The 24,993-nt window shown below is 35.3% G+C and carries 23 protein-coding genes; 6 read left to right on the top strand and 17 right to left on the bottom strand.

Annotated elements, in window-relative coordinates:
• Nucleotides 1–100: 100 nt before the first annotated feature.
• The 10 genes from serS to dnaX all read right to left on the bottom strand — a co-directional run bounded on the left by serS (nt 101) and on the right by dnaX (nt 8,854).
• Nucleotides 101–1,378, bottom strand: a complete 1,278-nt coding sequence (gene serS, locus HZF24_RS13255) for a serine--tRNA ligase (protein WP_179238819.1) — start codon at nt 1,376–1,378, stop codon at nt 101–103.
• Nucleotides 1,379–1,689: 311 nt separating this feature from the next.
• Nucleotides 1,690–3,075, bottom strand: a complete 1,386-nt coding sequence (locus HZF24_RS13250) for a DUF2812 domain-containing protein (RefSeq protein ID WP_179238818.1) — start codon at nt 3,073–3,075, stop codon at nt 1,690–1,692.
• Nucleotides 3,059–3,394, bottom strand: a complete 336-nt coding sequence (locus tag HZF24_RS13245; protein ID WP_179238817.1) for a PadR family transcriptional regulator — start codon at nt 3,392–3,394, stop codon at nt 3,059–3,061. Before HZF24_RS13245 ends, HZF24_RS13250 begins: the two co-directional genes overlap by 17 nt.
• 136 nt (nt 3,395–3,530) lie before the next feature.
• The gene (locus tag HZF24_RS13240; protein ID WP_179238816.1) at nt 3,531–4,085 is read right to left on the bottom strand and encodes a Uma2 family endonuclease; all 555 of its coding nucleotides are present in this window, start codon (nt 4,083–4,085) and stop codon (nt 3,531–3,533) included.
• 416 nt (nt 4,086–4,501) lie between these two features.
• Nucleotides 4,502–4,642: a hypothetical protein gene (locus HZF24_RS13235; protein WP_179238815.1), complete on the bottom strand. Its 141-nt coding sequence runs from the start codon at nt 4,640–4,642 to the stop codon at nt 4,502–4,504.
• Nucleotides 4,643–4,686: 44 nt separating this feature from the next.
• Entirely contained in the window at nt 4,687–5,136 is a 450-nt protein-coding gene (locus HZF24_RS13230) for a GNAT family N-acetyltransferase (protein WP_179238814.1), read from the bottom strand.
• 54 nt (nt 5,137–5,190) lie between these two features.
• Nucleotides 5,191–6,105 carry a hypothetical protein gene (locus HZF24_RS13225; RefSeq protein ID WP_179238813.1) on the bottom strand — a complete coding sequence of 305 codons (915 nt, stop codon included), beginning with the start codon at nt 6,103–6,105 and terminating at the stop codon, nt 5,191–5,193.
• A 103-nt stretch (nt 6,106–6,208) separates the two neighbouring features.
• Entirely contained in the window at nt 6,209–6,805 is a 597-nt protein-coding gene (gene recR / locus HZF24_RS13220) for a recombination mediator RecR (RefSeq protein WP_179238812.1), read from the bottom strand.
• Entirely contained in the window at nt 6,805–7,155 is a 351-nt protein-coding gene (locus tag HZF24_RS13215) for a YbaB/EbfC family nucleoid-associated protein (protein ID WP_179238811.1), read from the bottom strand. The genes recR and HZF24_RS13215 overlap by 1 nt, the downstream gene beginning before the upstream one ends.
• Nucleotide 7,156: 1 nt before the next feature.
• Nucleotides 7,157–8,854 carry a DNA polymerase III subunit gamma/tau gene (gene dnaX, locus HZF24_RS13210; protein ID WP_179238810.1) on the bottom strand — a complete coding sequence of 566 codons (1,698 nt, stop codon included), beginning with the start codon at nt 8,852–8,854 and terminating at the stop codon, nt 7,157–7,159.
• Nucleotides 8,855–9,401: 547 nt separating this feature from the next.
• Here dnaX and HZF24_RS13205 point away from each other — a divergent pair.
• A complete protein-coding gene (locus HZF24_RS13205) occupies nt 9,402–10,142 on the top strand; it encodes a selenophosphate synthase (RefSeq protein WP_179238809.1) in 741 nt (246 codons plus the stop codon).
• A 67-nt stretch (nt 10,143–10,209) separates the two neighbouring features.
• Here HZF24_RS13205 and rpmE read toward each other — a convergent pair whose 3' ends face one another.
• Nucleotides 10,210–10,419: a 50S ribosomal protein L31 gene (gene rpmE / locus HZF24_RS13200; RefSeq protein WP_179238808.1), complete on the bottom strand. Its 210-nt coding sequence runs from the start codon at nt 10,417–10,419 to the stop codon at nt 10,210–10,212.
• A gap of 106 nt (nt 10,420–10,525) precedes the next feature.
• Nucleotides 10,526–11,986: a transcription termination factor Rho gene (gene rho / locus HZF24_RS13195; RefSeq protein ID WP_179238807.1), complete on the bottom strand. Its 1,461-nt coding sequence runs from the start codon at nt 11,984–11,986 to the stop codon at nt 10,526–10,528.
• 213 nt (nt 11,987–12,199) lie between these two features.
• On the opposite strand from rho, the gene HZF24_RS13190 reads away from it, so the two are divergent.
• From HZF24_RS13190 to HZF24_RS13180, 3 genes are read left to right on the top strand one after another with little or no spacing between them, the layout of a single operon-like run.
• Nucleotides 12,200–12,448 (top strand): NAD(P)H-dependent oxidoreductase subunit E, encoded by a 249-nt coding sequence (locus HZF24_RS13190; RefSeq protein WP_179238806.1) that lies wholly within the window; start codon nt 12,200–12,202, stop codon nt 12,446–12,448.
• 1 nt (nt 12,449) lies between these two features.
• Nucleotides 12,450–14,168 (top strand): [Fe-Fe] hydrogenase large subunit C-terminal domain-containing protein, encoded by a 1,719-nt coding sequence (locus HZF24_RS13185; RefSeq protein WP_179238805.1) that lies wholly within the window; start codon nt 12,450–12,452, stop codon nt 14,166–14,168.
• Nucleotides 14,161–15,327 (top strand): SpoIIE family protein phosphatase, encoded by a 1,167-nt coding sequence (locus HZF24_RS13180; RefSeq protein ID WP_179238804.1) that lies wholly within the window; start codon nt 14,161–14,163, stop codon nt 15,325–15,327. Before HZF24_RS13185 ends, HZF24_RS13180 begins: the two co-directional genes overlap by 8 nt.
• Here HZF24_RS13180 and glpX read toward each other — a convergent pair whose 3' ends face one another.
• Nucleotides 15,328–16,308 (bottom strand): class II fructose-bisphosphatase, encoded by a 981-nt coding sequence (glpX, locus tag HZF24_RS13175; protein WP_179238803.1) that lies wholly within the window; start codon nt 16,306–16,308, stop codon nt 15,328–15,330. It lies immediately after the preceding gene.
• A gap of 215 nt (nt 16,309–16,523) precedes the next feature.
• Here glpX and HZF24_RS13170 point away from each other — a divergent pair, with 215 nt between their 5' ends.
• Both HZF24_RS13170 and kce read left to right on the top strand, forming a co-directional pair.
• Nucleotides 16,524–17,960, top strand: coding sequence for an aldehyde dehydrogenase family protein (locus HZF24_RS13170; RefSeq protein WP_179238802.1), 1,437 nt, complete (start codon nt 16,524–16,526; stop codon nt 17,958–17,960).
• Nucleotides 17,961–18,030: 70 nt separating this feature from the next.
• A complete protein-coding gene (gene kce / locus HZF24_RS13165; RefSeq protein WP_179238801.1) occupies nt 18,031–18,846 on the top strand; it encodes a 3-keto-5-aminohexanoate cleavage enzyme in 816 nt (271 codons plus the stop codon).
• A gap of 104 nt (nt 18,847–18,950) precedes the next feature.
• Here kce and HZF24_RS13160 read toward each other — a convergent pair whose 3' ends face one another.
• The 4 genes from HZF24_RS13160 to HZF24_RS13145 all read right to left on the bottom strand — a co-directional run bounded on the left by HZF24_RS13160 (nt 18,951) and on the right by HZF24_RS13145 (nt 24,935).
• Nucleotides 18,951–20,120, bottom strand: coding sequence for a trans-sulfuration enzyme family protein (locus HZF24_RS13160; RefSeq protein WP_179238800.1), 1,170 nt, complete (start codon nt 20,118–20,120; stop codon nt 18,951–18,953).
• Nucleotides 20,117–21,304, bottom strand: a complete 1,188-nt coding sequence (locus HZF24_RS13155) for a MalY/PatB family protein (protein ID WP_179238799.1) — start codon at nt 21,302–21,304, stop codon at nt 20,117–20,119. Before HZF24_RS13155 ends, HZF24_RS13160 begins: the two co-directional genes overlap by 4 nt.
• 87 nt (nt 21,305–21,391) lie before the next feature.
• Nucleotides 21,392–22,675 carry a dicarboxylate/amino acid:cation symporter gene (locus tag HZF24_RS13150; protein WP_179238798.1) on the bottom strand — a complete coding sequence of 428 codons (1,284 nt, stop codon included), beginning with the start codon at nt 22,673–22,675 and terminating at the stop codon, nt 21,392–21,394.
• 220 nt (nt 22,676–22,895) lie between these two features.
• Nucleotides 22,896–24,935, bottom strand: a complete 2,040-nt coding sequence (locus HZF24_RS13145) for a sigma-54 interaction domain-containing protein (protein ID WP_179238797.1) — start codon at nt 24,933–24,935, stop codon at nt 22,896–22,898.
• Between the last annotated feature and the right edge of the window lie 58 nt (nt 24,936–24,993).

Below are 24,993 nucleotides of genomic sequence, written 5' to 3'. Positions count from 1 at the left end.
CTCAATAAAACAATTATACCTTTACTAATTATACCACAATATTACATTAAATTCCAACCTGAAACTAAATCCCCCACCTTTATATCAGCGGGGGACATCTTTATTTCATAACCTTCATTCCGCCCATGTACGGCTGGAGTGCTGCAGGTATATTTACTGTACCGTCTTCATTAAGATTGTTTTCTAAAAACGCTATAAGCATTCTCGGAGGAGCCACAACAGTGTTGTTTAATGTATGGGCAAAGTACTTACCGTCTTCTCCGTTAACACGGATTTTTAAACGTCTTGCCTGAGCATCTCCCAGATTGGAGCAGCTTCCAACCTCGAAATATTTTTTCTGTCTCGGTGACCATGCTTCAACGTCCACCGATTTCACCTTCAAATCTGCTAAGTCTCCTGAACAACATTCAAGAGTTCTCACAGGTATATCCAGCGAGCGGAACAAATCAACCGTATTCTGCCAAAGCTTCTCATACCACATCATACTGTCCTCGGGCTTGCATACAACAATCATTTCCTGCTTTTCAAACTGATGTATCCTGTAAACTCCTCTTTCCTCAAGTCCGTGAGCTCCCTTTTCCTTTCTGAAGCACGGAGAGTAGCTTGTAAGCGTATGTGGCAGCGATTCTTCTGTCAGTATTGTATCTATAAACTTACCAATCATTGAATGTTCGCTTGTTCCGATGAGGTACAAATCCTCTCCCTCAATTTTATACATCATGGCATCCATTTCCGCAAAACTCATTACTCCCGTTACAACCTCGCTTCGAATCATGAAAGGAGGAACACAGTATGTAAAGCCTCTGTCTATCATGAAATCTCTCGCATATGATATAACCGCCGAGTGCAGTCTCGCAATATCTCCCATCAGGTAGTAGAATCCGTTGCCTGCTACCTTTCTGGCACTTTCTAAATCAATTCCGCTGAACTTTTCCATAAGGTCAATGTGGTACGGAATATCAAAGTCCGGAACCATAGGCTCACCATAGCGCTGAACCTCAACGTTTTCACTGTCATCCTTACCTAAAGGGACACTTGGATCTATTATGTTCGGAATAGTCATCATTATTTTTTTGATTTTTTCATCAAGCTCACTTTCTCTTGCTTCAAGAGCAGCAAGCCTCTCTGATTCCTCAGTAACCTTTTTCTTTAATTCCTCAGCCTCTTCTTTTTTGCCCTTAGCCATTAAGCCGCCAATTTCCTTTGATATTTTATTTCTGTCCGCTCTCAACGCATCTGCCTGCTGCTTTATTTCTCTGTTTTCAATGTCCAAAGCAATAACTTCATCCACTAACGGAAGTTTGCCGTCCTGAAATTTATTTTTGATATTCTGCTTAACTATTTCAGGGTTTTCCCTTACAAATTTTAAATCTAACATATGCCCTCCAATTATAAATAAAATAAAAAATCCTTCATCCATACAATAAATAATTATAATGGGACGAAAGATTCCGCGTTGCCACCCAAATTGCCGGTTTCCCGACCACTCGAAAGTAAATTAAAGATTACCATCCTCCGACTCATCGCCGGCAGCTCCTAAAGTGGAAGGACTGCGTCTTTCACCGGTTTGCACCAGACACCGACTCTCTTCTGAAATACAGCAATCGTAGCTTTAATCACAGCTGAAATACTCATTTTTGTTTATTATACAATATTTTAAATATATTGCAAGTGTTTTTTTAATTATCATTAAATTTGCAGCTTTTCTTTAATAATTTTTACTTGCTCTGCCGTGACAGGTTTTTCCATGTTCAGTACAATAATCTTATTATCAAAAAGCAAAATATACTCACCTGTGGGATTATCAACATAATATCGCTGATAAGCTTCTTTCGTTCCGAAAGCTTCATTGTCAACAGACTCAAAGCCGGTGTTGTCTCTCCACTCCGGAATTTTAAGCAGATGCTCCTTTGAAAGTTGATAAATAAAGTCAAATTGAGTCTCTAAAATCTCATATTCTATCTCCGGCGGAGAATTTTTCGCCGGGAGAGAATCCTGCCTGTAGACACTTTTGGAAAGAAATAATGTACTGTCTTTCTTTTCTTCATAAGAATAATAGTCATAGTCAATTTCGCCGTACAAATCCTCACATGTGAGTGGGATGTCATCGTTGTATAGTTTATACTCACGATTATGTGCTGCGTTAACAGGCCATGAAACAGTTCTATAATCAGAACCATTATCTGTATTAAATCCAAATTTCATAACGAAAATCATAATGAATGCAATATAAGCAAAAGTGACAATTGTAAGCAATGTAACAGATATTACCTTGTTTTTTACAGCTGATACTTTTTTTCTTTTCAGATACTTAATTGATGTCAAAAATACAAATGTCAAAATCGGCATCTGTGCAATAAAAAGCAAGATAATCCAGCCTGTTTCAAAAGCTATATGGAACAAAATGTACCCTGCAAACCCGAAAATAAAAATCATAAAAAGCGTATCGACAATTTTATGGATCGTATTATTGCTTTCAGCACACCCGCCGCCGTTGGCAATTGATCTCTCTGAACGTTTACACCATGCAAAGTAATCAAGCAATGAATACATCAGATAGATAGTACCTACAAGCATCATAGAAACAGAAAATAGACGACTTGTGTCTGACAAAAAATCTATGGGGTCACGTTGAAAAGAATTAAATTGCAAAAACATGTTTAAAATAAATATTAATATGATCATGAACATAGACGGAATAAAACTCTTTTTCATACATCTTTTTATATTATTAAATTTCTCTTTCTCATCTGTCTCGAATGGTATGGGGTTGTCAGCTTCGCTGCAAAATATTTGCATTTGATTTAATTGAGTCACAAAATTCCAACCGGCAGCTTTCGCATAATCAAAATATGTTTGCTGATTATCGGTTATGTCCGGATTAAAAACAGAACCCTCAGAAAAATATGTCACTGTGTATTTTAATTTCTTCGGCTCTCCTTTTCTGAACGTCCATAAAAGCGACCCGCATTCTTCAAGAAAAAGACCCTTAGCTGCTAACTTCTTCAATTTATTTTCCGTATCTTCATAACGATCAAATCTAAAATTTATTATTCTTTTAGTTGTACCCTTCATTGCTGCCACCACCTTTTACCAATATTTCATAGTCTTCTTTTAATTTATTCAATCGCTCATATTCCTTTTCAAGCATTTCCGTACCAAGCTTTGTTATGACATAGCTTTTCTTTCTGTTTTCTATCTTAGTTTCAATAATAATTTTTTCTTTTACAAAGTTATCCAATAGGCTGTACAAGGTTCCGGGTCCGATGATAACCCTTCCAGTTGTCAGCTCCTCAACCCTTTTCATAATATCAACGCCACAGTTCTCATGCGTTAAGCAAATAAGGATATAAAACATTTGCTCTGTTAAGGTCTGATATTTTTCCCGTGCCATCCAATCACCTCACAAACATCGATATTCGATATTATATGCATAGTAACATCGAATATCGATATTGTCAAGAATAAACAGTTTCATTTGCAATAAAAACAGACTCTTTCAAGTCTGCATGTAATTTATTTCTATTATTCTATTGAAATATCTCTGACAGCTTTATTTTTAATTCCTCAAACGTTTCTGATTTCACTATATCATTTTTGGAATACATTGTAGGCTCTGAATAAATTCCATTTTCCTTTAATATAAATATTTGCACCGTACTATTCTGCGGTGATACTATCCAATACTCTTTTATCCCTGCATTCATATAGATTCCCATTTTTTTAATAAAATCGACCGATGCCGTAGCCGGTGATAAAACCTCTACAACTAAAGCAGGGACACCATTATAGCTTTGCTCTCCTAATCCTTTCTTATCACATATAACAGTCAGATCAGGCTGTACTCTGTGAGTTTTTTCATCATCCTTAAGTACAACATCAAAGGGAGCAACATAATGCCTGCATTTTTTCCCTTTAAAGTAAATACCAAATTCTGTAGAAAGATTTGTTACAACAGTCTGATGAATTACAGAAGGGGCTGATAACAGATATATCCTGCCGTCAATAAACTCCAGATTTTCATTGCTTTGTTCGTCTATATCTAAAAATTCTTCATACGTACGCTCTTTTTCTAATGGAATCATATATTCACCTCATTACTTTATCTTAACTATATCTTTGTTGAAAAAAGCAGGAATATTGGTGTTATTTCAATATGCTCCTGCCTATGTGACATTATTAATTTTTAATCATTATTTCAATAATTATATCAAATATACTAAATTAAGGCAAATAAATTTTGCGTGATTATTTCAAGTCTGTATGTAATTTCAGCAAAACTTTTAAAAGGAATTGTAACAATTCATGTATTGAGGAATATAATAACAACAATATCCTTTAACGACTAAAATATCGCATATATATTCAAAATGAGATCGTGGATTTTTGAGTTTTTCTTCATAATCTGCACCTTCATTTTATAACAGCATGATATTTGTTGAAATAATCGCATTTTTCAAATGTAAATATATGCATTGTAAATGTATGTAAATGCAATGTCTTATTTCAGTGCAGGAATAATAATATAATACGGTTCGTTATTTATAGCCCAATTATTGTACATTGCCTCAGCATCATTTAAAGTGTATTTTCTTAACAAAAGTCTCTCTATTTCAATCGTTTGTGTACTATTTAATCTCATATCATCTCCCAAGTATACCATCTATTATACACGTAATCCCTCTTTTACAGACTCCATTCATATATGCATTTTTGCCTTTCGCCCCTTTGGTACATCTCATTGTGTGGCGGCAAATTAACTATACCTTTAAATTCAAGACCTGCTTTTTCACAGGTTTTACGCGATGGAATATTGTCCGGATTACATGTTATTATAATTTTATTCATACCATGTGCAATTGCAACGTCCTTTATAATTTTGCAAGCCTTTAAAGCATAATTATTTCCTCTGTATGCTTCATTAATGAAGTAACCAATATTACCCGCATAATATAAGCTTTCACTGCAACCAATCCGAATGGAAATAACTCCTATACCATCATCCGAATCATGCAGGGTAATTCTATATTTATATGCAGGAGCATATCCTTTCTTCTCATCAGATGATATTTTTGCTTCTATTTTTAAGTCTATTTCACCATCAGTTAAAAAGTTAAGTTCTTTAAACTCAAACATATTTCCTCCTCCATACAATCAATGTCTCGTTTAACCATTTTATCACAATCCATATTAATATCTATAATCTGGTACGTTAAACGCCTTTCCGTTTCTTGTTATTTCAAGAATGCCGCCACTTGACCATTCAGGTCTTCTAAATACAGGTTCTCCGTTAGCATCTACTTCATCACGCAGGACTACATATTTGTAATTAATGCCATACTTGTCTTGTATATTTGCATATACCATCAATACTTCATTGGCTCCCAGCTTAACTTCATCAATGATATCCTTGTATATATAATTGGTTGTTTCGTCTTCATCATCAATTTGAGATATGTCAACTTCATCCTCTCTCAATATGCTTCCGTTTATATCATATACAATGCTCATCTTTTCAGGCATGTTGTCATTTATATTAGTAATTCTGAATTCAAACCTTCCACCCTTGTATATATGTTTGCCATTAATATATTGTGTACTTCCATTATGGTATCCTTCTACTTTCAGCAGGAACTTATTATATAAATCATAATATTCCTCTAAACTTTCTGTTTTCTGAATTCCATCCTGACTGATAACTACTTTTGGCTGGAACGTTTCGAATATGTCTGCATCAATGGTTGCTTCAAAAGATGTACCCTTTTTAATTAATGTAAAGCTTTCATCGTTTAATTGGATATTTACTGTAAGTCCTTCTGAATATTCTTTGGGCACAACAGTAATTTTAACCGGTACTGTCAGGCTTTCTTCATTTAAGCTTTCACCAAATTCTATTTTGTAGCTGTCAAGCAAGCTGCTCTGTTTTTCAAGAATTGAATTAATATTAGAGTAAATATTTGATATTTCACTGTTGTTTCTATTTATCCCTGACACAATTTGCAGATAATAATTATCCATTGTCCTTTCAAGGCTGCTTATTTTGAATATGCTGAATACATTTACTATTATTAATGTTATTATTATATAATTTGAATATTTTTTCATTTCTACCCCTTTTCTTGTCATGATTATGGATGTCTTATTATCAATTAATTTAATTTGTAAAAAAAGCAGGTGTATTTAAACCTGCTGTAAATATTTATTGAAGCTACATCTCTCTTCTGCCTTCCATTGCACGCATCAGGGTTACCTCGTCTGCGTATTCTATGTCGCCGCCTACAGGTATGCCGTGAGCTATACGTGTTGTCTTGATACCCATTGGCTTTATGAGCCGTGATATGTATACGGCTGTTGCTTCACCTTCAATGGTCGGATTGGTTGCAAGTATCACTTCTGTCACATCTGCATTCAATCTGCTGATTAAGCTTTTTATATTAATTTCATCAGGACCTATGCCGTCAAGGGGTGATATCGTACCGTGGAGAACATGGTATACACCTTTAAACTCTTTGGTACGTTCCATTGCAGATATATCTCGTACATCCTCCACTACACAGATGGTAGAATGGTCGCGTTTAAAGCTGCTGCAGATACTGCATATGTCTCCTTCTGCTAAATTGCCACAGGTCGTACAATGCTTCGTATACTTTTTGGCATTTACAATAGCCTTTGCAAGCTCCACCACATCATTGCCCTTCATGTCCAAAATATGAAATGCAAGTCGTTGAGCCGATTTTCTTCCTATTCCCGGGAGCTTGGCAAGCTCTTCTATCAATTTAGTTATTGGCGGTGTATATTGCTCCATTAGAATAACCCCGGTATATTTACTCCACCAGTTACTTTTTTCATTTCGGTTTCCATCATTTCATCTGCTTTTCTGAATGCTTCGTTAACAGCAGCAACTATCATATCTTCAAGCATTTCAACATCATCCTTATCTACAACCTCAGGATCTATTTTAACTTGTAACAAATCTTTTTTACCGGTTACCCTGACCATAACAGCTCCACCACCGGAAGTAGCTTCAACCTCTTTTTGTTCAAGCTCTTTTTGCATATCTTCCATTTGTTTCTGCATTTTCTGAACCTGTTTCATCATATTGTTCATATTTCCGCCTCCGGGCATTCCCATCGGCATACGTCTACCTTTACTCATTTCAATCCTCCTGCTTAAATTCAACTATATCACCAAATTCATTTTTCAAATCTTCATATATATCTTCGATATTTTTCTTTGGTTTCATAGACTTTTCTTCTTTTTCTTTTTTTATTATAAATTCAATTTCACATTCATCATTTAAAAAACTTTGTAAAACTTCTTTAAATTTCTGTTTGTTTTTAGGTTGATTTGCCGCATTAATGTGAAAAGTGAATTTCGGATCAAATTCAAATATTGCTTTCTTGTTTAGAACCTCAGTTAATTTTGATTCTCTGATAATTGCCTGAAGTCCCGCATTTTCACTTCTTATTTGCTTAAGTATATTCTGCCAGCCGTTTATGATTCCATTATAGATTGCTTCATCACTTTTATTTTCATATGATTTTATCGGTACTTGCTCTTCAGCATCCTGTTGATTTTCATTCTGCTTAACACTTTTGAACGATTCCTCTTGCTTTTTCGGTTCCGTAAAAGTCGTCTTTGGCTCTGTATATGCTTGTTTTTTTACGGGTGTCTTTATCACTGCAGTACTTGTATTAAAGCTGCCGCTTTTTATATTATTTTCAAGCTCCTGAATTCTATCTATAAGTGCTTCAATACTTGTGTCGTTTATAGGATGCAAAAGCTTTATGAGCTTTGTTTCTAAAAGTACTCTCGGGTTTAGTGATCTTTTGCATTCTAATTGAGCGATGGACAGATCTTCTATAAATTTAACTATTGTATCCACAGATACCCTGTCACTTAAACTTTTCAGTTCATCTGCTTCATCTTCAGATATACGTATTAAATTGTCCGATGAATTTGTTGTTTTAATTATCAGCAGATTTCTAAAAGTTATTATTAACTCATCAAGAAAAAATGAAATTTCTTTGCCTGAATTCAATATATCATCAACCAATACCATGGTGCTTTTTATATCTCTGTTTATAATGAATTCGGCTGCCTCAAGCACAACCTGATAATTAACCGTACCCAATAAATTTATTACTGTTTCATAATCTATTATTTCTTCATTAAATGACATGCATCTGTCGAGAATGCTCTGGGCATCTCTCATGGCACCTTCTGAATTTGCAGCTATCAGCTTTAATGCCTTTTCTTCATATTTGATGCCTAATTCATTGCATATTTTAATCATATTGTCTACAATTACCGAGGATTTAATTCTTTTCAAGTCAAATCTCTGGCATCTTGACAAAATTGTAGCCGGTATTTTTTGCGGCTCTGTCGTAGCAAGTATAAATAATAAATGCTCAGGCGGTTCCTCCAAGGTTTTAAGAAGCGCGTTAAAAGCACCTTTTGAAAGCATGTGAACCTCGTCTATTATGTATACCTTGTACTTGCTCTTAACAGGCATGAATTTAACCTTGTCTCTCAGCTCACGTATGTCATCAACACCATTGTTCGAAGCAGCATCCATTTCAATAACATCCATGTTTGTTTCATCCAATATGCTTTTGCATATTTCACATTCGTTGCACGGATTGCCGTCATGATTGTTAGTACAGTTTACTGCTCTTGAGAATATCTTTGCAGTCGATGTTTTTCCTGTTCCTCTGATGCCGCTGAAAAGATAGGCATGGGCAATATTGTCCGTTAATATCTGATTTTTGAGTGTCTTAGTAACGTGCTCCTGACCTAGAACATCATCAAATATTTGGGGACGAAATTTTCTGTATATGGCTTGATGAGACATTTTTAACCACCTGCCCTCATGGTAATTTTTTTTAATTATATCATATCTGAGCCGAGTGCAGCGCAAGCTCGCTTGCATTGCCGAGGCGATGGTATGATATACGTAGTATAGCATAAAAAAATACAATGCACAACACATTGTATTTGCGAAAATTTCTTTAACAAATAGTTTTTATCGTTGTTTGCCGGTTTATAATTTATCAGTATAGTATCTTATTGTGCTGTATAACATATATATTGTTGATGCCACAATTGCGGCTAAACTCATTAATAAAAATACTTTATCCATAAAAAACCTCAATCTTTTTGATTAGTTACATTTTTAGACGTAATTTTCTTTATTTTTGTTCCGATACTCATATATATTTTCATAAATACAAGCCTCATCAATTAACCGGAAAATTTTCAACCGCCTGAATATATGTATTCAGATATATTTCAATATATACATAATATTTTTTAATAGTTAATGAAATTTATCTTTGGCTGTGATAAAATTTTATTAAGATTATTGGAATCATTTAACGTCTATACTTAGGGAGTTGAAAATGGATATAAAACAAATAAGAGATATAACGGTTATAAGTTTTGATGAAAACAGATATTTAGGCATTGCTTGTGATTCATGCGGAGGGATCGGTCTTAAGGAGCACGATGTCGTTAAGGTTGCACCTCAAGTAACTGCTTATCATACAGGTAAGGTTGTACTTGCGGAATTAATGAGCCTTGGATTTAAGCCTATGATTATGGCTGACGGTCTCGCGGTAGAAATGAATGATACAGGTAAGCAGCTGATAGATGGTTTTAACGAAGTATTGTCAAAGCTTAAAACTACCAAGGTACATTTAACCGGCAGCACCGAAGAAAACATTAAAACGGTCCAAACTTCTATGGGCGTTACATGCATTGGTATGTGCGACAAGGACAAACTAAAATACAAAAAAACAAACAAAAACGATATATGCTTAACAATTGGAATGCCTCTTGTTGGAAATGAAGTTATAAATAATCCGGATAAGGTTTTGGATATTGATGATTTTGAGAAATTGTATCTTTGTGATTTCATTAAGGAAATATTACCTGTGGGATCAAGGGGAATAAAGGCAGAATTAAATGATTTATGCAATTATAACGAAATAGCCATTAATCTGAATGAGGACATAAACATAGATTTAAAAAAATCCGGCGGTCCTTCCTGCAGTGCTCTGGTTACAATTGAAGAAAAGCATATTGACATAATTAGAACTTTAGTTAACAAACCTGTTGAAAGTATGGGAAGGTTTTATTGAAAATATAAGAGCAATAAAAAAGCGAATTCTTTGACAAGTGCAAGGGATTCGCCTGAATGTGTATGATTTAATTATTATTATCCATACCATATTTCTTTTTAAATCTGTCAACTCTACCGCCTTTATCAACAAACTTCTGTTTGCCTGTAAAGAAAGGATGGCACTCTGAACAAATTTCAACTTTGATTTCGTCTAACACTGAACCTGTTTCAAAAGTATTTCCACATGCGCATCTAACCGTAACAGTTTTATAATTTGGATGTATACCTTCTTTCATCCTTTTCACCTCTTTCTGTTCTCTATATTAATTAAATATTAATTAGCAAATTACCTTGAGTATTATAACACAGTCAAAAATATATTACAATGTTTTTTTGCTTGTTTTAATAATTCCTGTCATGTAAATCATCTTTTATTTTATCTATGTTGCTTAATTGTGCCGCAGCAGTCTTAATAAAGCCTTCGTTCGTTTTATTTTTTAATAAACCGTCAATTAATCTTTCTGTGACATCTGCGACAGAGTAATTGCTGAGTGCCTTTCGAAGCTGCCATATAGTTTGAAGTTCTTCGGGATTTAACAGCAACTCTTCTCTTCTTGTTCCTGATTTGTTTATATCAATTGCAGGGAATATTCTCTTTTCTGAAAGCTTTCTGTCAAGGTGTATTTCCATGTTTCCGGTACCCTTGAATTCTTCGAATATCATATCATCCATACGACTCCCCGTTTCAATAAGAGCACTCGCAAGTATGGTCAAGCTGCCGCCATGTTCTATATTTCGCGCCGCGCCGAAAAATCTCTTTGGTCCGTATAAAGCTCCGGGATCCAATCCACCCGACAATGTTCTTCCGGTAGGAGTTATAGTAAGATTGTATGCTCTCGCCAATCTGGTAATGCTGTCTAATAATATAACTACATCCTTACCGTGCTCAACTAAACGCTTTGCTCTTTCCAGAACCATCTCAGCAACCTTAATATGATTTTTAGGAAGTTCGTCAAATGTAGAATAAACAACGTCTCCCTTTACATTTCTTTTCATATCCGTAACTTCTTCGGGACGTTCATCTATTAAAAGCATGATAATCTGTACATCAGGATAATTATCTGCTATGCTGTTGGCTATATTTTTAAGGATTGTTGTCTTTCCTGCCTTAGGCGGTGCAACAATCATACCTCTTTGTCCTTTTCCTATGGGTGCTACTAAATCAATTAATCTCATTGTTATATCTTTAAATGAGCTTTCTAATCTTAATCTTTTATCCGGGTATATCGGAGTGAGTGAATCGAAGTCTTTCCTGTTACGTGCGGATTCGGGGTTATCATCATTGACTTGCTTAACATACAACAACGCCTTAAATTTTTCGCCTTGCTTGGGAGGTCTTGTAATACCTGTAATTTTATCTCCCGTTTGCATATGGAATCTTCTGATTTGAGACGGAGATATATAGACATCATCTTCGCTTGTAAGATAATTATTAGTTCTTAAAAATCCATAACCATCAGGATGAGTTTCTAAAATTCCTTCGACCTTTAAAGCTTCATCACCGCTAAGTTCAATTTCTTCAACTATTTTTTCCGGTAAATTTGTAGTATTAACTTCTTTATTTGTATCAGCCTCGGATTCACTTTCAAATTCCACTAAATTTTTTGCTTTTTCGGAAAGCTTTATACCTTCCTTTGAAGTTTCACTTGAAATATCTTTCGTTTCTTTTGCCATATCTTCAAAATCACTTAATTTAATAAGCAATTCTTCCTTTTTATACTTATAGGCATCACGTATGCCTCTTGATTTAGCCAGTTCTTTAAGCTCATTAAGTTTCATACCGGCTAATTGGTTTTTATCCATAAAAACCTCCGTTTCTGTTTAAATTTTATCATTTATGGAATAAACAAGATAAGTGTTTGATAGGTGTTACAATAATATCATTTAATTATTAATAAGTCAAGGTGCAATACGAAATTTCACAGTGTCGCAGTGTTAATGTTTTAACATATGTGCTTGTATTCACATAAATATTGTTATATAATTAACATATAAAAATTGATAAAGAGGTTAAAAATGACTGATTTAAAAATTTGTGTAGGCAGCGCATGTCATTTAAAAGGTTCCAATGATGTTATCGAAATATTTAAATATTGCGTCCAAAGCAGGGGCGTTTTGGACAAAGTTACAATTAAGGCGGCCTTTTGCCTCGGACATTGTACAGAAGCTGTTTCTGTAAGCTACAATGACAAGATTTATTCAATCAACATAGAAAATGCTGAAAAGTTTTTTGATGATGTAGTTATGAAAACTATAAGGAGCTAATATGAGAATTCTTGATTTTTACCCTGCTAATTGCAAAAATTGCTATAAATGCGTAAGAAACTGTTCTGTTAAGGCTATAAAGATGATAGATGACCAAGCACAAATTGTTGAAGAAAAATGTATCGCCTGCGGTAACTGTTTCTTAGTTTGTCCTCAAAATGCAAGAAATATTCATAGCGATCTGGACAATGTAACACAGGCATTAAAAAGAGGCAAAAAGATAATTATTTCAATTGCGCCCTCCTATCTTGGTGTTTACGAAGAACCATATAAATTAATAACTGTCCTGAAGCATCTAGGAGCCTCAGCAGTCGAGGAAACCTCAATAGGCGCAGCTAAAGTTACCGAGCTCTATAAGGAATTTGTAAAAGAAACTAATATTAAAAATGTAATCACTACCTGTTGCCCCACTGTAAATATGATGGTTCAGACATACTATCCCGATTTAATAAAATATCTGATTCCAATAGATTCTCCCATGATTGCCCACTGCAAAATGATTAGAAAAAAATATGGGAGTGAAGCTTTTATTGTTTTTCTCGGTCCCTGCATATCCAAAAAATGTGAGGCATACGGCTATCAGCTGTCTGGTATACTTGACGGAGTTATATCTTTTGAAGAGCTTGACAAGCTATTGGAGTTAAGAAATATCGATATATCGACCTTTGAAGAATCTTATCCTGATGTTGAGGGTAATTATACAGGCAAAAAGTATCCCTTGGATAATGGTGTTTTGTCAGGTATGAAGGAAGTTGTACAAGAAAATAATTTTACCCCTCTTTCCATATCAGGTATTGATAATTTAAGAGGAGCCTTTGACGCATTATTATCCGGTGATTTATCCGATGTGATAATTGAAGCAAACAGCTGTGATGGCGGCTGTCTCGGAGGCCCTGCCATACCTAAGAAAAGCAAAAATGTTCATGTAAGAAAAACGAAGGTGAAAACAAAGGTGCAGTCCTTCAAAAATAAAGAATATACTAATTATTCTCAGGATAAAACGATAAGTTATGTAAGAAACTTTAGAAATAAGCATTATGAATTTTTATCGTATACAGAAGAGGATATAAAGAACATATTAGAAATTACAGGAAAGCATGGCAAAGCAGATGAGCTTAACTGCGGCGCCTGCGGGTATGACACATGCAGAGAAAAAGCAATTTCCGTTCTTGAAGGACTTTCACATCCTCAAATGTGCATGCCTTATATGAGGAGTGAAGCAGAAAAAATTTCGAATATTTACTTTGAATATTCACCGAGTATCATTTTAATTGTCGATTTGGACTTAAATATATTGGATTTGAATCCGGCGGGAGAAAAAGCATTTAATATTAACATTAATAATATCAGGAAAAAACCTCTGTCTTCTATTATGCCCGTTGATGATTTTAAATCTGTGATTGAAACTGAATCAAATATGGTAGGAAGAAAGCTTAATCTTGAAAACTACGGATTAATAGTATTTCAGCGAATTATTTATCTGCCGAAAAATAAGATTTTGTTCGGCATACTTAATGATATATCCATGGAGGAAATGAAGAAAGAGCAAATTATTAATTTCAAACTCAATACCTTGGAAACGGCTGATAAGGTTATTGAAAAGCAAATGAGAGTGGCTCAGGAAATTGCCGGACTTTTGGGAGAAACCACGGCGGAAACAAAGACAGCTTTATTAAAATTAAAAAAAGTAGTGTTAGAGGAAAATGAGAGTAATGGATAATTTTTTTGATATTAATTATAAAAGCATAAATAAACATAATGAAGAGCTGTGCGGCGATAAGGTTGAATACATTTATGATGATGACGGATGTATTATTGTTATATCGGATGGATTAGGAAGCGGCGTAAAAGCAAACATTCTTGCAACGATGACCACAAAAATTGCTGTGACTATGCTGAAAAATAATGCATCCATTGATGATACAATTGAAACAATAATTAATACGCTACCCGAATGCAAAGTCAGAAAGCTTGCTTATTCAACCTTTACTATAATTAAAATTGACAAGGAAAATAATGCTTACATTGCGGAATATGATAATCCCCCTTACTTTTATTATTCTCATAAAAGAATTATACCTGTTGAAAAAAAGGAAAGAATAATAGGCAGTAAAAAAATATATGAATCAAATATAAAATTAGACATAGGAGACACCATCTGTGTTGTAAGTGATGGAGCAGTACATGCCGGTATCGGTCAACTGCTCAATTTAGGCTGGTCAAGAGATGAAATCAATGAATATTTACGGGAATTGAATAATGTAAACAAGTCATCACAGCTTATTAACGGCAACTTTATAGGAGTGTGCAACAATTTGTACAATAATGAGCCCGGGGATGATACAACAATTTTAACAATTAAAGTTCGAAAGCCGGAAGTTATAGATGTTTTCATAGGCCCTCCCGCAGATAAATCTTTGGACAGTCAGCTTGCCGATATAATGAAAAACAGTGAAAATATGAAAATAATCTGTGGCGGAACAACTGCTTTAATTGCCGAAAGAGAACTAGACAAACAATTGGAAGTTGATCTGGATTCCATGAAAGATGATGTTCCTCCCATTGCATACATGGATGGATTTGATCTTGTCACAGAAGGAGTATTGACTCTTGGAAAAGCCTTGGAAAATATCAAAAGCCTCAGCAAATCAAGCTATGAAAGTGTAGTAAGAAACAATAGCTACGATGGGGCAACATTGCTTACATATATGCTGACAGACATAGGAACCCATATTAATTTTTATATAGGCAGAGCCGTTAACCCTGCCCATCAAAATCCTAATTTCCCTATGGGTTACAATATTAAGCAAAATATAGTTGATAACTTAATCGATGAACTAAAGAAAGCTGGAAAACAGGTGGATGTGTTGTTTTTTTAATTACTTCACATATGCATATTTTGGTTTTTTGTCTAATACATGTGTTGTATCTATGAAACGGATAGTTCCCGACTTTGAACGTGTAACCATGGATGAAGTTCTTGCTCTGTTGTTTGCCATGTATCTCACACCCTTTAGCAATTCTCCGTCCGATACTCCGGTAGCTGCAAAGATGATGTCATTACCCCTTGCTAAATCCTCCATGGTAAGAACCCTGCTCCAATCTGCGTCGCCTGCCATCTCCTTGCATCTTCTTTTTTCTTCATCATTTTCCGGTCTTAAAATTCCCTGGAACTCTCCTCCCAGACACTTAAGTGCTGCTGCCGAAATAACACCCTCCGGAGCTCCGCCTTTTCCTATAAACATATCCACTCCCGATTCACTGAAGCAGGTAGCTATGGCTGCTGCAACATCACCGTCACCGAACAGCTTGATTCTTGCGCCGATGCTTCTTGCTCTGTTTATTATATCGCTGTGCCTTTCTCTGTCCTGAATTATAACCGTCACTTCAGTTATATCCTTACACAGCGCTTTAGCTACATTATAAAGATTTTTTTCTATGGAAGCAGTTATATCAATGCATCCTGCTGCTTTGGGTCCCACTGCTATCTTATCCATGTACATATCAGGTGCATGCAAAAGACATCCCTTAGGAGCAACCGCAACGACAGCTAACGCTCCCGGCAAGCCCTTCGCCACTAACTTTGTACCGTCTAAAGGATCTACTGCTATATCTATTTCAGGTGCTCCATCTTCCCATGTACCTATTTTTTCACCGATGTAGAGCATCGGCGCTTCGTCCAATTCTCCTTCGCCTATAACTACGGTTCCTGCTATATCAAGAACCTGAAACATGCTTCTCATTCCGTCAACCGCAGCTTGATCCGCTATTTCTTTATTTCCTCTTCCCATGTATTTTCCGCAGCCTAAGGCGGCAGCTTCTGTTACCCTTACTATGTTAAGCGCTAATTCTCTATCCATTCTTTATCTCCCGTTTTATTTTAATTATCTCATAAACTTATGCTATATATTTCTACTATAAAGTTATACTATAAATGAAGAATTTTTACCACCCTATTTACAAATTTTTTTTAATTTTCGATGATGGACCCTATACCTTCATTATCACAATGAGTTTGCAATTGCATAAAAAATATGACATAATTAAAGTATATAAGAAAGGAATGGTGATACTTATGAAAATGCTTATTGGAGGACAAAAAAGAGATTCTATTGACGGAAAGGTTATAAATATATTTAATCCTGCCAATGGAGAGTTGATTGATACAGTTCCGAATTCATCAACGAAGGATCTTGACCTGTTACTTGAGCACTCATTAAAAGGAAAAAAGCTCTGGGGAGGTACACCTCTTCATGAACGCTCAAAAATCTTGTTAAATTTTATTGATAAATTCAGCTTACATATTGACGAACTGGCAGAACTTTTATGCAGGGAAACCGGAAAAAACATTAAAGAGGCGAAATTAGAGGTTGGTCTTGTTCCTGTTATATTCAGACGCTTCCTTGAAGGTGCAAACCATATGTATGGTATAACATTACCCGACAGCCAGCCCGGAGGAGAAAGAGACCTAATATTTACACGCAGGGAACCACTGGGAACAATTCTTTGTATCATCCCGTTTAATTTTCCTGCTTCAACCTATGCATACAAGGTCGCTCCGGCTCTTGCAACCGGGAACTCTGTCATTGTAAAGCCGCCTTCAGACAATCCTCTCACGCTTATAAGAATGTCCGAGCTTCTGACAGAATGCGGTGTACCGGGAGATGCTCTGCAAATTGTAACGGGAAGCGGATCTGTTGTAGGGAAATACCTTGTAGGCAGCCCTCATATTGATGCTGTAAGCCTCACAGGCAGCACAGAAGTAGGTGTGGAGACGGCAAAGCAGGCTGCATCAAACCTTCACCGTGTATTTCTTGAGCTTGGCGGCAATGATGCAATGATTGTTTACGAAGACGGAGATATAAATCTTGCTGTTCAGGAAGCGATAATGGCAAGGACTACAAACTGCGGACAAATATGCATAGCTACAAAACGATTTATCGTCCAGAATTCAATTAAGGATGAATTCACAAGAAAGCTTGTTGATAAGCTTAACAGCCTGAAAATCGGCGATCCTATGGACCCATCCTGCGATATGGGCTGCCTCATTAACGAAGCTGCAGCACTCAAAATTAAGGAACAGATTGAACACACACTTAAGCAGGGTGCAAAATGCGTACTGGGCGGAAACATAATAAATAAAGCATTTTTTGAACCAACAGTACTTGCCGATGTAGACGCAAGCATGGATATTGCACAAGATATGGAGGTATTTGGTCCTGTATTTCCTGTGATAGGTTTTGATACACTTGAAGAAGCTGTTGAAATACATAACGCTTCTGTTTACGGTCTCAACGGAGGCATAATTACCAAAGACACCGGCAAGGCCATGAAGACAGCATATCAGCTTGAATGCGGCACTGTTGTTCTGAACGGCAACGGCAGATACAGACATCCTGATATCGCATTCGGAGGATACAAGATGAGCGGAATCGGCAGAGAGGGTGTAAGCTCAACACTAGAGGAGCTCACGCAAGTAAAAACAATCGTAATGAAGGGAATATTGGGTTGATTGTAATTGACTATATCAGCCAAATACTGTAAAATAATAGTAGGCAAAAAATGATTAATAGGAGGTTACTATGGAAAAATTAATAATTACTGCTTGCCTTACGGGAGCAGAGGTAACAAGAGAACAACAGCCAAATCTTCCGCTTACACCTGATGAAATTGCGGAAGCAGCATATGAATGCTATTTAGCAGGCTGCTCAATGGTGCATGTACATGCAAGAGACAAGGATGGAAATCCTACTCAGGACTATGAAGTTTACAAACAAATCAAAGAAAAAATCGAAGCTAAGTGCAACATCATATTCCAGCCATCCACAGGCGGAGCTACATGGCATACTCCGCAGCAAAGAATGCAGCCGATTGAATTGAGTCCTGAAATGGCTACCTTAAGTATGGGAACCTGTAACTTTGCGGATGATGTTTTCATGAATACTGAGGAAAATATCAAAATATTTGCAAACAGAATGAATGAGCTTGGAGTTAAGCCGGAATTGGAATGCTTTGAAAAAGGCATGATTGATACAGCTCTGAGATTTGCTAAAAAGGGGATAATAAACACACCTATGCATTTTGATTTTGTTCTTGGAGTACCCGGTGCAATGGGCGGAGAATTAAGAGATTTACTTTACATGGTTGAATCAATTCCTGCCGGCTCAACATGGACTGTAGCAGGCGTTGGAAGATACCAGCTTCCGTTAAACATGGCTGCTATAATGCTGGGCGGTCATGTAAGAACAGGATTTGAAGACAATATTTATTATTCTAAAGGAGTTCTGGCAAAATCAAATGCCCAATTAGTTGAAAGATTGGCACGTCTTTCAAGAGAATTCGGCCGTGAAGTGGCGACTCCGGACGAAGCAAGAGTAATTTTAGGACTGAAGAAATAATTAAATAATTTTAAAGTAAGATGTGCTCCCTTCAAGATAGATAGTTAGAAATTGTCTATCCTGAAGGGAGCACATCGATGTAATTCAATAGTACTATGAAATACTTAAACTTTGGCAAAACCTTTTTCTATATCTTCAATTATATCCTCTAAATCTTCTATTCCAACAGATAATCTAACAAGTCCATCCGTTATTCCACCTTTGAGTCTTTCTTCTTTTGGGACAGCAGCATGAGTCATTGAAGCCGGATGCTGTATGAGTGAATCTACGCCTCCAAGGCTTACTGCAAGTGATATTATTTTTAAATTATTCAATAATTTTTCTCCTGCTTCAAATCCACCTTTTAACTCAAATGCAATCATCCCGCCAAAATCGTCCATTTGCTTTTTGGCAAGTTCATGCTGAGGAAAGGATTCAAGTCCTGGATAATACACAACTGCCACTTTAGGATTAGCTTCCAAATATTTTGCAACAGCCATAGCATTAGAACAATGTCTGTCCATTCTTAATCCTAATGTCTTCAATCCTCTTGAAACTAACCATGCATCAAATGGTGAGCCTGTACCGCCTAAATTCACTAAATATGGATTATTGATTTTATTGATATACTCTTTTTTTCCAGTGATAACTCCTCCGACTACATCTCCGTGCCCATTTATATATTTTGTAACACTATAAACTGCAACATCTGCACCGAGTGTCATAGGTCTTTGAAGATATGGTGTTAAAAATGTATTGTCTACTATAAGCACCGCTCCATTCTCATGAGTTATTTCTGCTACCTTTTTTATATCAATCAATTCAAGTGTAGGATTAGCCGGTGTCTCTATATATACAACCTTTGTATTGGTTTTAAATGCTTTTCTAAACAATTCATAATCATTTACTTTAACATAATCTGCTTCAATTCCATATGATGTTATCACTTTATCAATAACCCCAACAGTACCTCCATAAATACAGTCTGAGGATATTAAATGATCTCCGGATTTCATAAGTCCTAAAAGCGCTGTAGATACAGCCGACATGCCTGTGCTTGTATAAAGTCCCATATCTGTTTCATCTAAAGCCGCCATTCTTCTAGCAATCTCATGAGTATTCGGATTCCCTAATCTTGTGTATTTATACCCATCATCTCTACCAGCAAACCTATCTCCGCCTTGCGCGCAATCATCAAATATAAATGTAGAAGTTTGATATATTGGTGTAATATGTGCACCAAATTGTTTGTCACGAACTTCTCCAAAGTGTATTGTCTTTGTATTAAATTTCATATTTCTGCTCCTTGTAAATTTTCAACAGCTGTTTTTAACCTATGCATTCCTTCTACAAGCATTGATCTCGGACACGCTATATTAATTCTCATGAATCCGTTGCCCGCTTCTCCGAACCATCGTCCACTATCTAATGCTATCTTTGCTTTGTTGAAGAATAGATCATCAATACCATCATCATCCAATCCTAATCCTCTGCAATCCAGCCACATAAGATAGGTAGCCTCCATTTTATAAGGAATGATTCCTTTTATATTCTCACATATAAAGTTATAAACATAATTCATATTTTCTTCAAGAAAATCAACCAAATTATCTACATACTCTGCACCTTGTTCATAAACAACTTGTGTAACTTCTCTGCTGAATATATTGGAACGGTTTAGATCCAACAATCCCAATTCTTTTCTGTATGCATCCATTCGTTCCCTATCCCAAATGATACAATATGCTGAGTGTAGACCTGCTATGTTAAATGTCTTGCTAGGTGCTGTACAGACAATAGAATTATCTTTATATTTTTTTTCTAAATTTGCCACAGAGATATGTTTGTTACCTTTAAAAACCAAATCAAAATGTATTTCATCAGAAACCAGTAACACATTATTTGCAAGACATATATCAGAGACTTTAATGAGTTCTTCTTTAGTCCAAATTCTTCCCACTGGATTATGTGGACTGCATAAAATCATCATTGTGCAATCTGGATCTTTCGCCTTTTCTTCGAGATCCTCAAAATCCATCATATACTTACCATGGTCGAATTTTAACGTATTATCACTTATAACTCTGTTATTGCCTTCTATGATATTTTTGAACGGATAGTAAACCGGAGATTGCATGATTATTTTATCCATGGGTTTAGTAAATTTACGAATCATTATATTAAGTAAAAACACCACTCCCGGCCCGTATTCAATGTCATCTCTTGATACCTCTATATCATGCCTGATTTTTAACCAGCTTATGATTGCATCGTAGAACTCCGGCATTCTTTTTGTATAACCAAACACGCCATGTTGTGCTCTTTTCACTAAAGCTTCTATCATAAAGTCAGGACATTTCAAATCCATGTCTGCTACCCAAAATGGCAAAAGATCTTTATGTCCAAATTTGAGATCCATTTCTTCGTATTTCACCGAACATGTGTTGCTTCTATCAATTGTCAAATCTAAATTATACATACTACCTCCTCCTAATTGGTGACATTCCTCCTGTCCTACAAAGACTTGCCCTGTGAAAAAGAGGTGTGTCACCCTTCCTTAAACATACTAAATAGTAACCTCTACTTCTATATTTTGTTCATCATATATTTTATCAACCCAGTTTTTGCCTTCAACTCTTTTAGTAACCATCATTGCTGCTACGGCATCACCAGTTGCATTAATCATTGTAGCTATGGCATCAGTCAACAAACCAATAGTAACTATTATAGGTATTACTTCTGTATTAAATCCATAGAACCCTACGATAATTAAGGACCCCATCATTCCACCACCAGGAATTCCACTCATTACTACTCCACTCATTACCGATAATGCAATTGCAGTAGCCCATACTCCTAATCCTGAAAATTGCATATTGAAAATTCCAAATAAAAAAGCAATTTTCATCAGTGTGGTCAGTGCTGTACCATCCATATGTATTGTTGCCCCCAATGGCAATACAATATCTGCTATATCATCAGGTACACCCATTTTTTTAGTTCCTGCTAAATTTGTAGGTAATGTGGCTATAGAACTTTGCGTCGCTAATGATGTTATAACAGCCGGAAAAATATATTTGTAAAATAGTTTAACACCTTTAACCCCGCCTGCATAATAAGCATATGCAGTAAATGCTAATAAGAAATAGAATATGCAGATAGGAAAGAACATTACTACTGCTTTAGTATATGCTCCTAAAAGCTCCGATCCATAGGTTCCAATCAAAGATGCGAAATATGCACCCAAGCCAACCGGAGCATAAAGCATAATAATATTTATCATTTTCATTAATGCATCAGAGCAAATATCAAGTACATCAACCACAGGATTATTAATTAGGCCTCTTTTCTTGCTTACATAGCTAATACAATAGCCAAATGTCATTGCAAAAATTATGAGAGGTAACATTGCATTTCTTGATAATATCAAGTTAAAGTCACTTACAGAAAGTGCCTTTACTACTTGATCCAACATGTTCATTTGTGATGATTCTTCATAAACACCCATATCGATGCTTACTCCTTCAGCAGGAGGAATAGCTGTCACTACAGCAATAATAAATATAGAAGCTATAATTCCTGTTATAAAGAATATTGCTATAGTGTTACTAAGTATCTTGCCAAGTCGTTTCATGTTTGACATTTTTGCTATGGAACTTGATAGGCTAAAAAACACAAGCGGTACTACAGCTGTAAACATAAAATTTAAAAATATTTGACCAAATGGCTCCAGCACTTTTGCCTTTTCACCATATACCAAACCTATAATACAACCGATTGTAATACCAATAATCAGAAATATCATTGATTTATAAGATTTTAATACAGATTTTGCGGTAATTTTAGACATAAGACCTCCTAATAATATTATATTTTTTTCTAACTGAATTTCACTAACTTTTCCTCCTCATATACATAATAGCAAATTATATGCCAATTATTTAATTATAATATAGTGAATTAAGACACAGTAATCATAAGGACTTTTTAATATTTATATTTTTTAACATCTCCACAAAAAGGGTTATATGGTGACTATGTCACCATATAACCCTTTTTGTTCATACTCCTTATTCCGTGCTTTCAAGTAACTCTATACCTTTTTTAGTTATTGTACTACCACCACGTCCGACAGCTACGTTAATATATCCACAACTACTTAAATTCGTTAAAATTCTTCTTACATCATATTCGCTTAAAAATATGTTGTTCTCAAAGGCTTTCTTGGATATGCTTTTTCTTCCAAGCTTCACTCTATCTTTAAATGCATTGTAATACTGACTCAAGACAAAGCTTTCATTACTTGTTAAATTTAATAAAGTGATAACATTTTCTTTGTTTACAGTTCCTTTTATAAAAGTCTTCATATGATATGGTAAATGATCCAAAGTAATAATTTTGACTCCAATATTATCAAAATATTCCACGCAGTTTCGAAGTTCTCTGATGTTGCCCGGCCAAATATAATTTCTCATAAAGTTTATTACTTCTGTAGATAATTCAAATCTACAGCCATTCATTTCCTTAAAATAATCAAACAATACACTAATGTCTTCAACCCTTTCTCCAAGAGATGGTATGTTAATAGGCAAGACATTCAATCTAAAATATAAATCTTTTCTAAAAAGGCCCTTTTCCACCTGTTCATATAAATTCTTGTTTGTAGCTGCAATTATTCGCACATTGACTTTTATTATCATACTTCCGCCCACACGCATAACCTCTTTCTCCTGTATTACTCTTAGCAGTCTAACTTGTAAGTCTATTGGCATTTCACCAATTTCATCAAGAAAAAGAGTACCATTGTTTGCAAGTTCAAAAATGCCTATTTTACCACCCTTTAAAGCTCCTGAAAAAGCTCCACTTTCATATCCAAAAAGTTCACTTTCCAATAAACTAGGAGATAGCGCGGCGCAATTAATGGCCACAAACTGTTTATCTTTTATAGACGAAGCATTATGAATAGCCTGAGCAACCAGTTCTTTGCCTGTTCCGCTTTCTCCCGTAATTAAAACCCCCGATTTAGATTTTCCCATGCGAATGACTAATTTTCTAACCTCTTCAATTTCTTTGCTTTTACCAATTATATTTGTAACATCATATTTAGCTATATGTCCTTTATTTGCCAGTTGCAGCCTCAACATATTTTGTGCGTTTTCCTGGGATTCAAAGCTTTCTATAATAACATACGCACCATTATCTAATCCGTCTTTTTCATTTAAACCAGAAACAGGAAATATGGACATTGTAATATTGTTTTCATTTATTTTAACTAACTTATTAATGATTTGTTTTTTTGTCTTTAAAAACTGTTCAAACTCAATCTCAGGTAATACTTCTGTAATATGTTTACCAATGTATGCAGTGCTTTTACCAATAAGTTTTCTGGCATTTTCATTAAAGCTTTCAATAACAGCATCCTCACTCACGCCAATAACACCCTTGTTCATAATAGATAACAAGGTGTTGAACTGATTTTTTAGTGTTCTTGATTTACTAATCAAAAATTCAAACCCTTCATCTGACGAAACAAGTTCATCAAAATAATCAAGTATCCTTCTGTCTGTAAGTACATTTTCCATTTGAAGCTTTATAGCGATATCAACCAAAGTATTCTTATCTATAGCTCTATGTCCCAAATCTATCACTGTTTCTACTCCATCCGGAACATATCTCTTTTCACCGGTTGTAATAGCTGTCTTTAAATCAGGTACTGCCTTCATATTCGGAAATACAGGTACCAGTTCATAATCATCAAAACCAAGTTGATAAAGTAAGGCTATTGTCTCAATACACATTTCAAAACTCAGGTTTACCAACATCACTTTATTATCAATAACGTTATCCTTTAGCATATTATAACCTTTTTTTGAAAGAGTTAGTTTTGCTATGACAACGGGAATATTCTTATCTATATCTTTTCTAATAACTTCATATTGGGAATAAGTGCTTATGAGTAAAACATCAATATTATTAATATCTTTTACATTATTTATATCAAAAGAATAATTGAATACCTCTATATCATCATTAAAAACCTTAAGTAATTGTCTTTTGTATTCACTACCAACATCTTTACTCGAAGTAACAATACCAAGCCTTTTTTTCATAATTATATTCAATCCTTTCGTTACACTCAAGGCACAAAACGCAATGAACATTACCTTC

It is taken from the genome of Sedimentibacter hydroxybenzoicus DSM 7310 (assembly GCF_013403245.1).
GTDB classification, from domain to species: Bacteria; Bacillota; Clostridia; order Tissierellales; family Sedimentibacteraceae; genus Sedimentibacter; species Sedimentibacter hydroxybenzoicus.
Note: the sequence above shows the minus strand (reverse complement) of the source record. Positions and strands in the feature narration are given on the sequence as shown.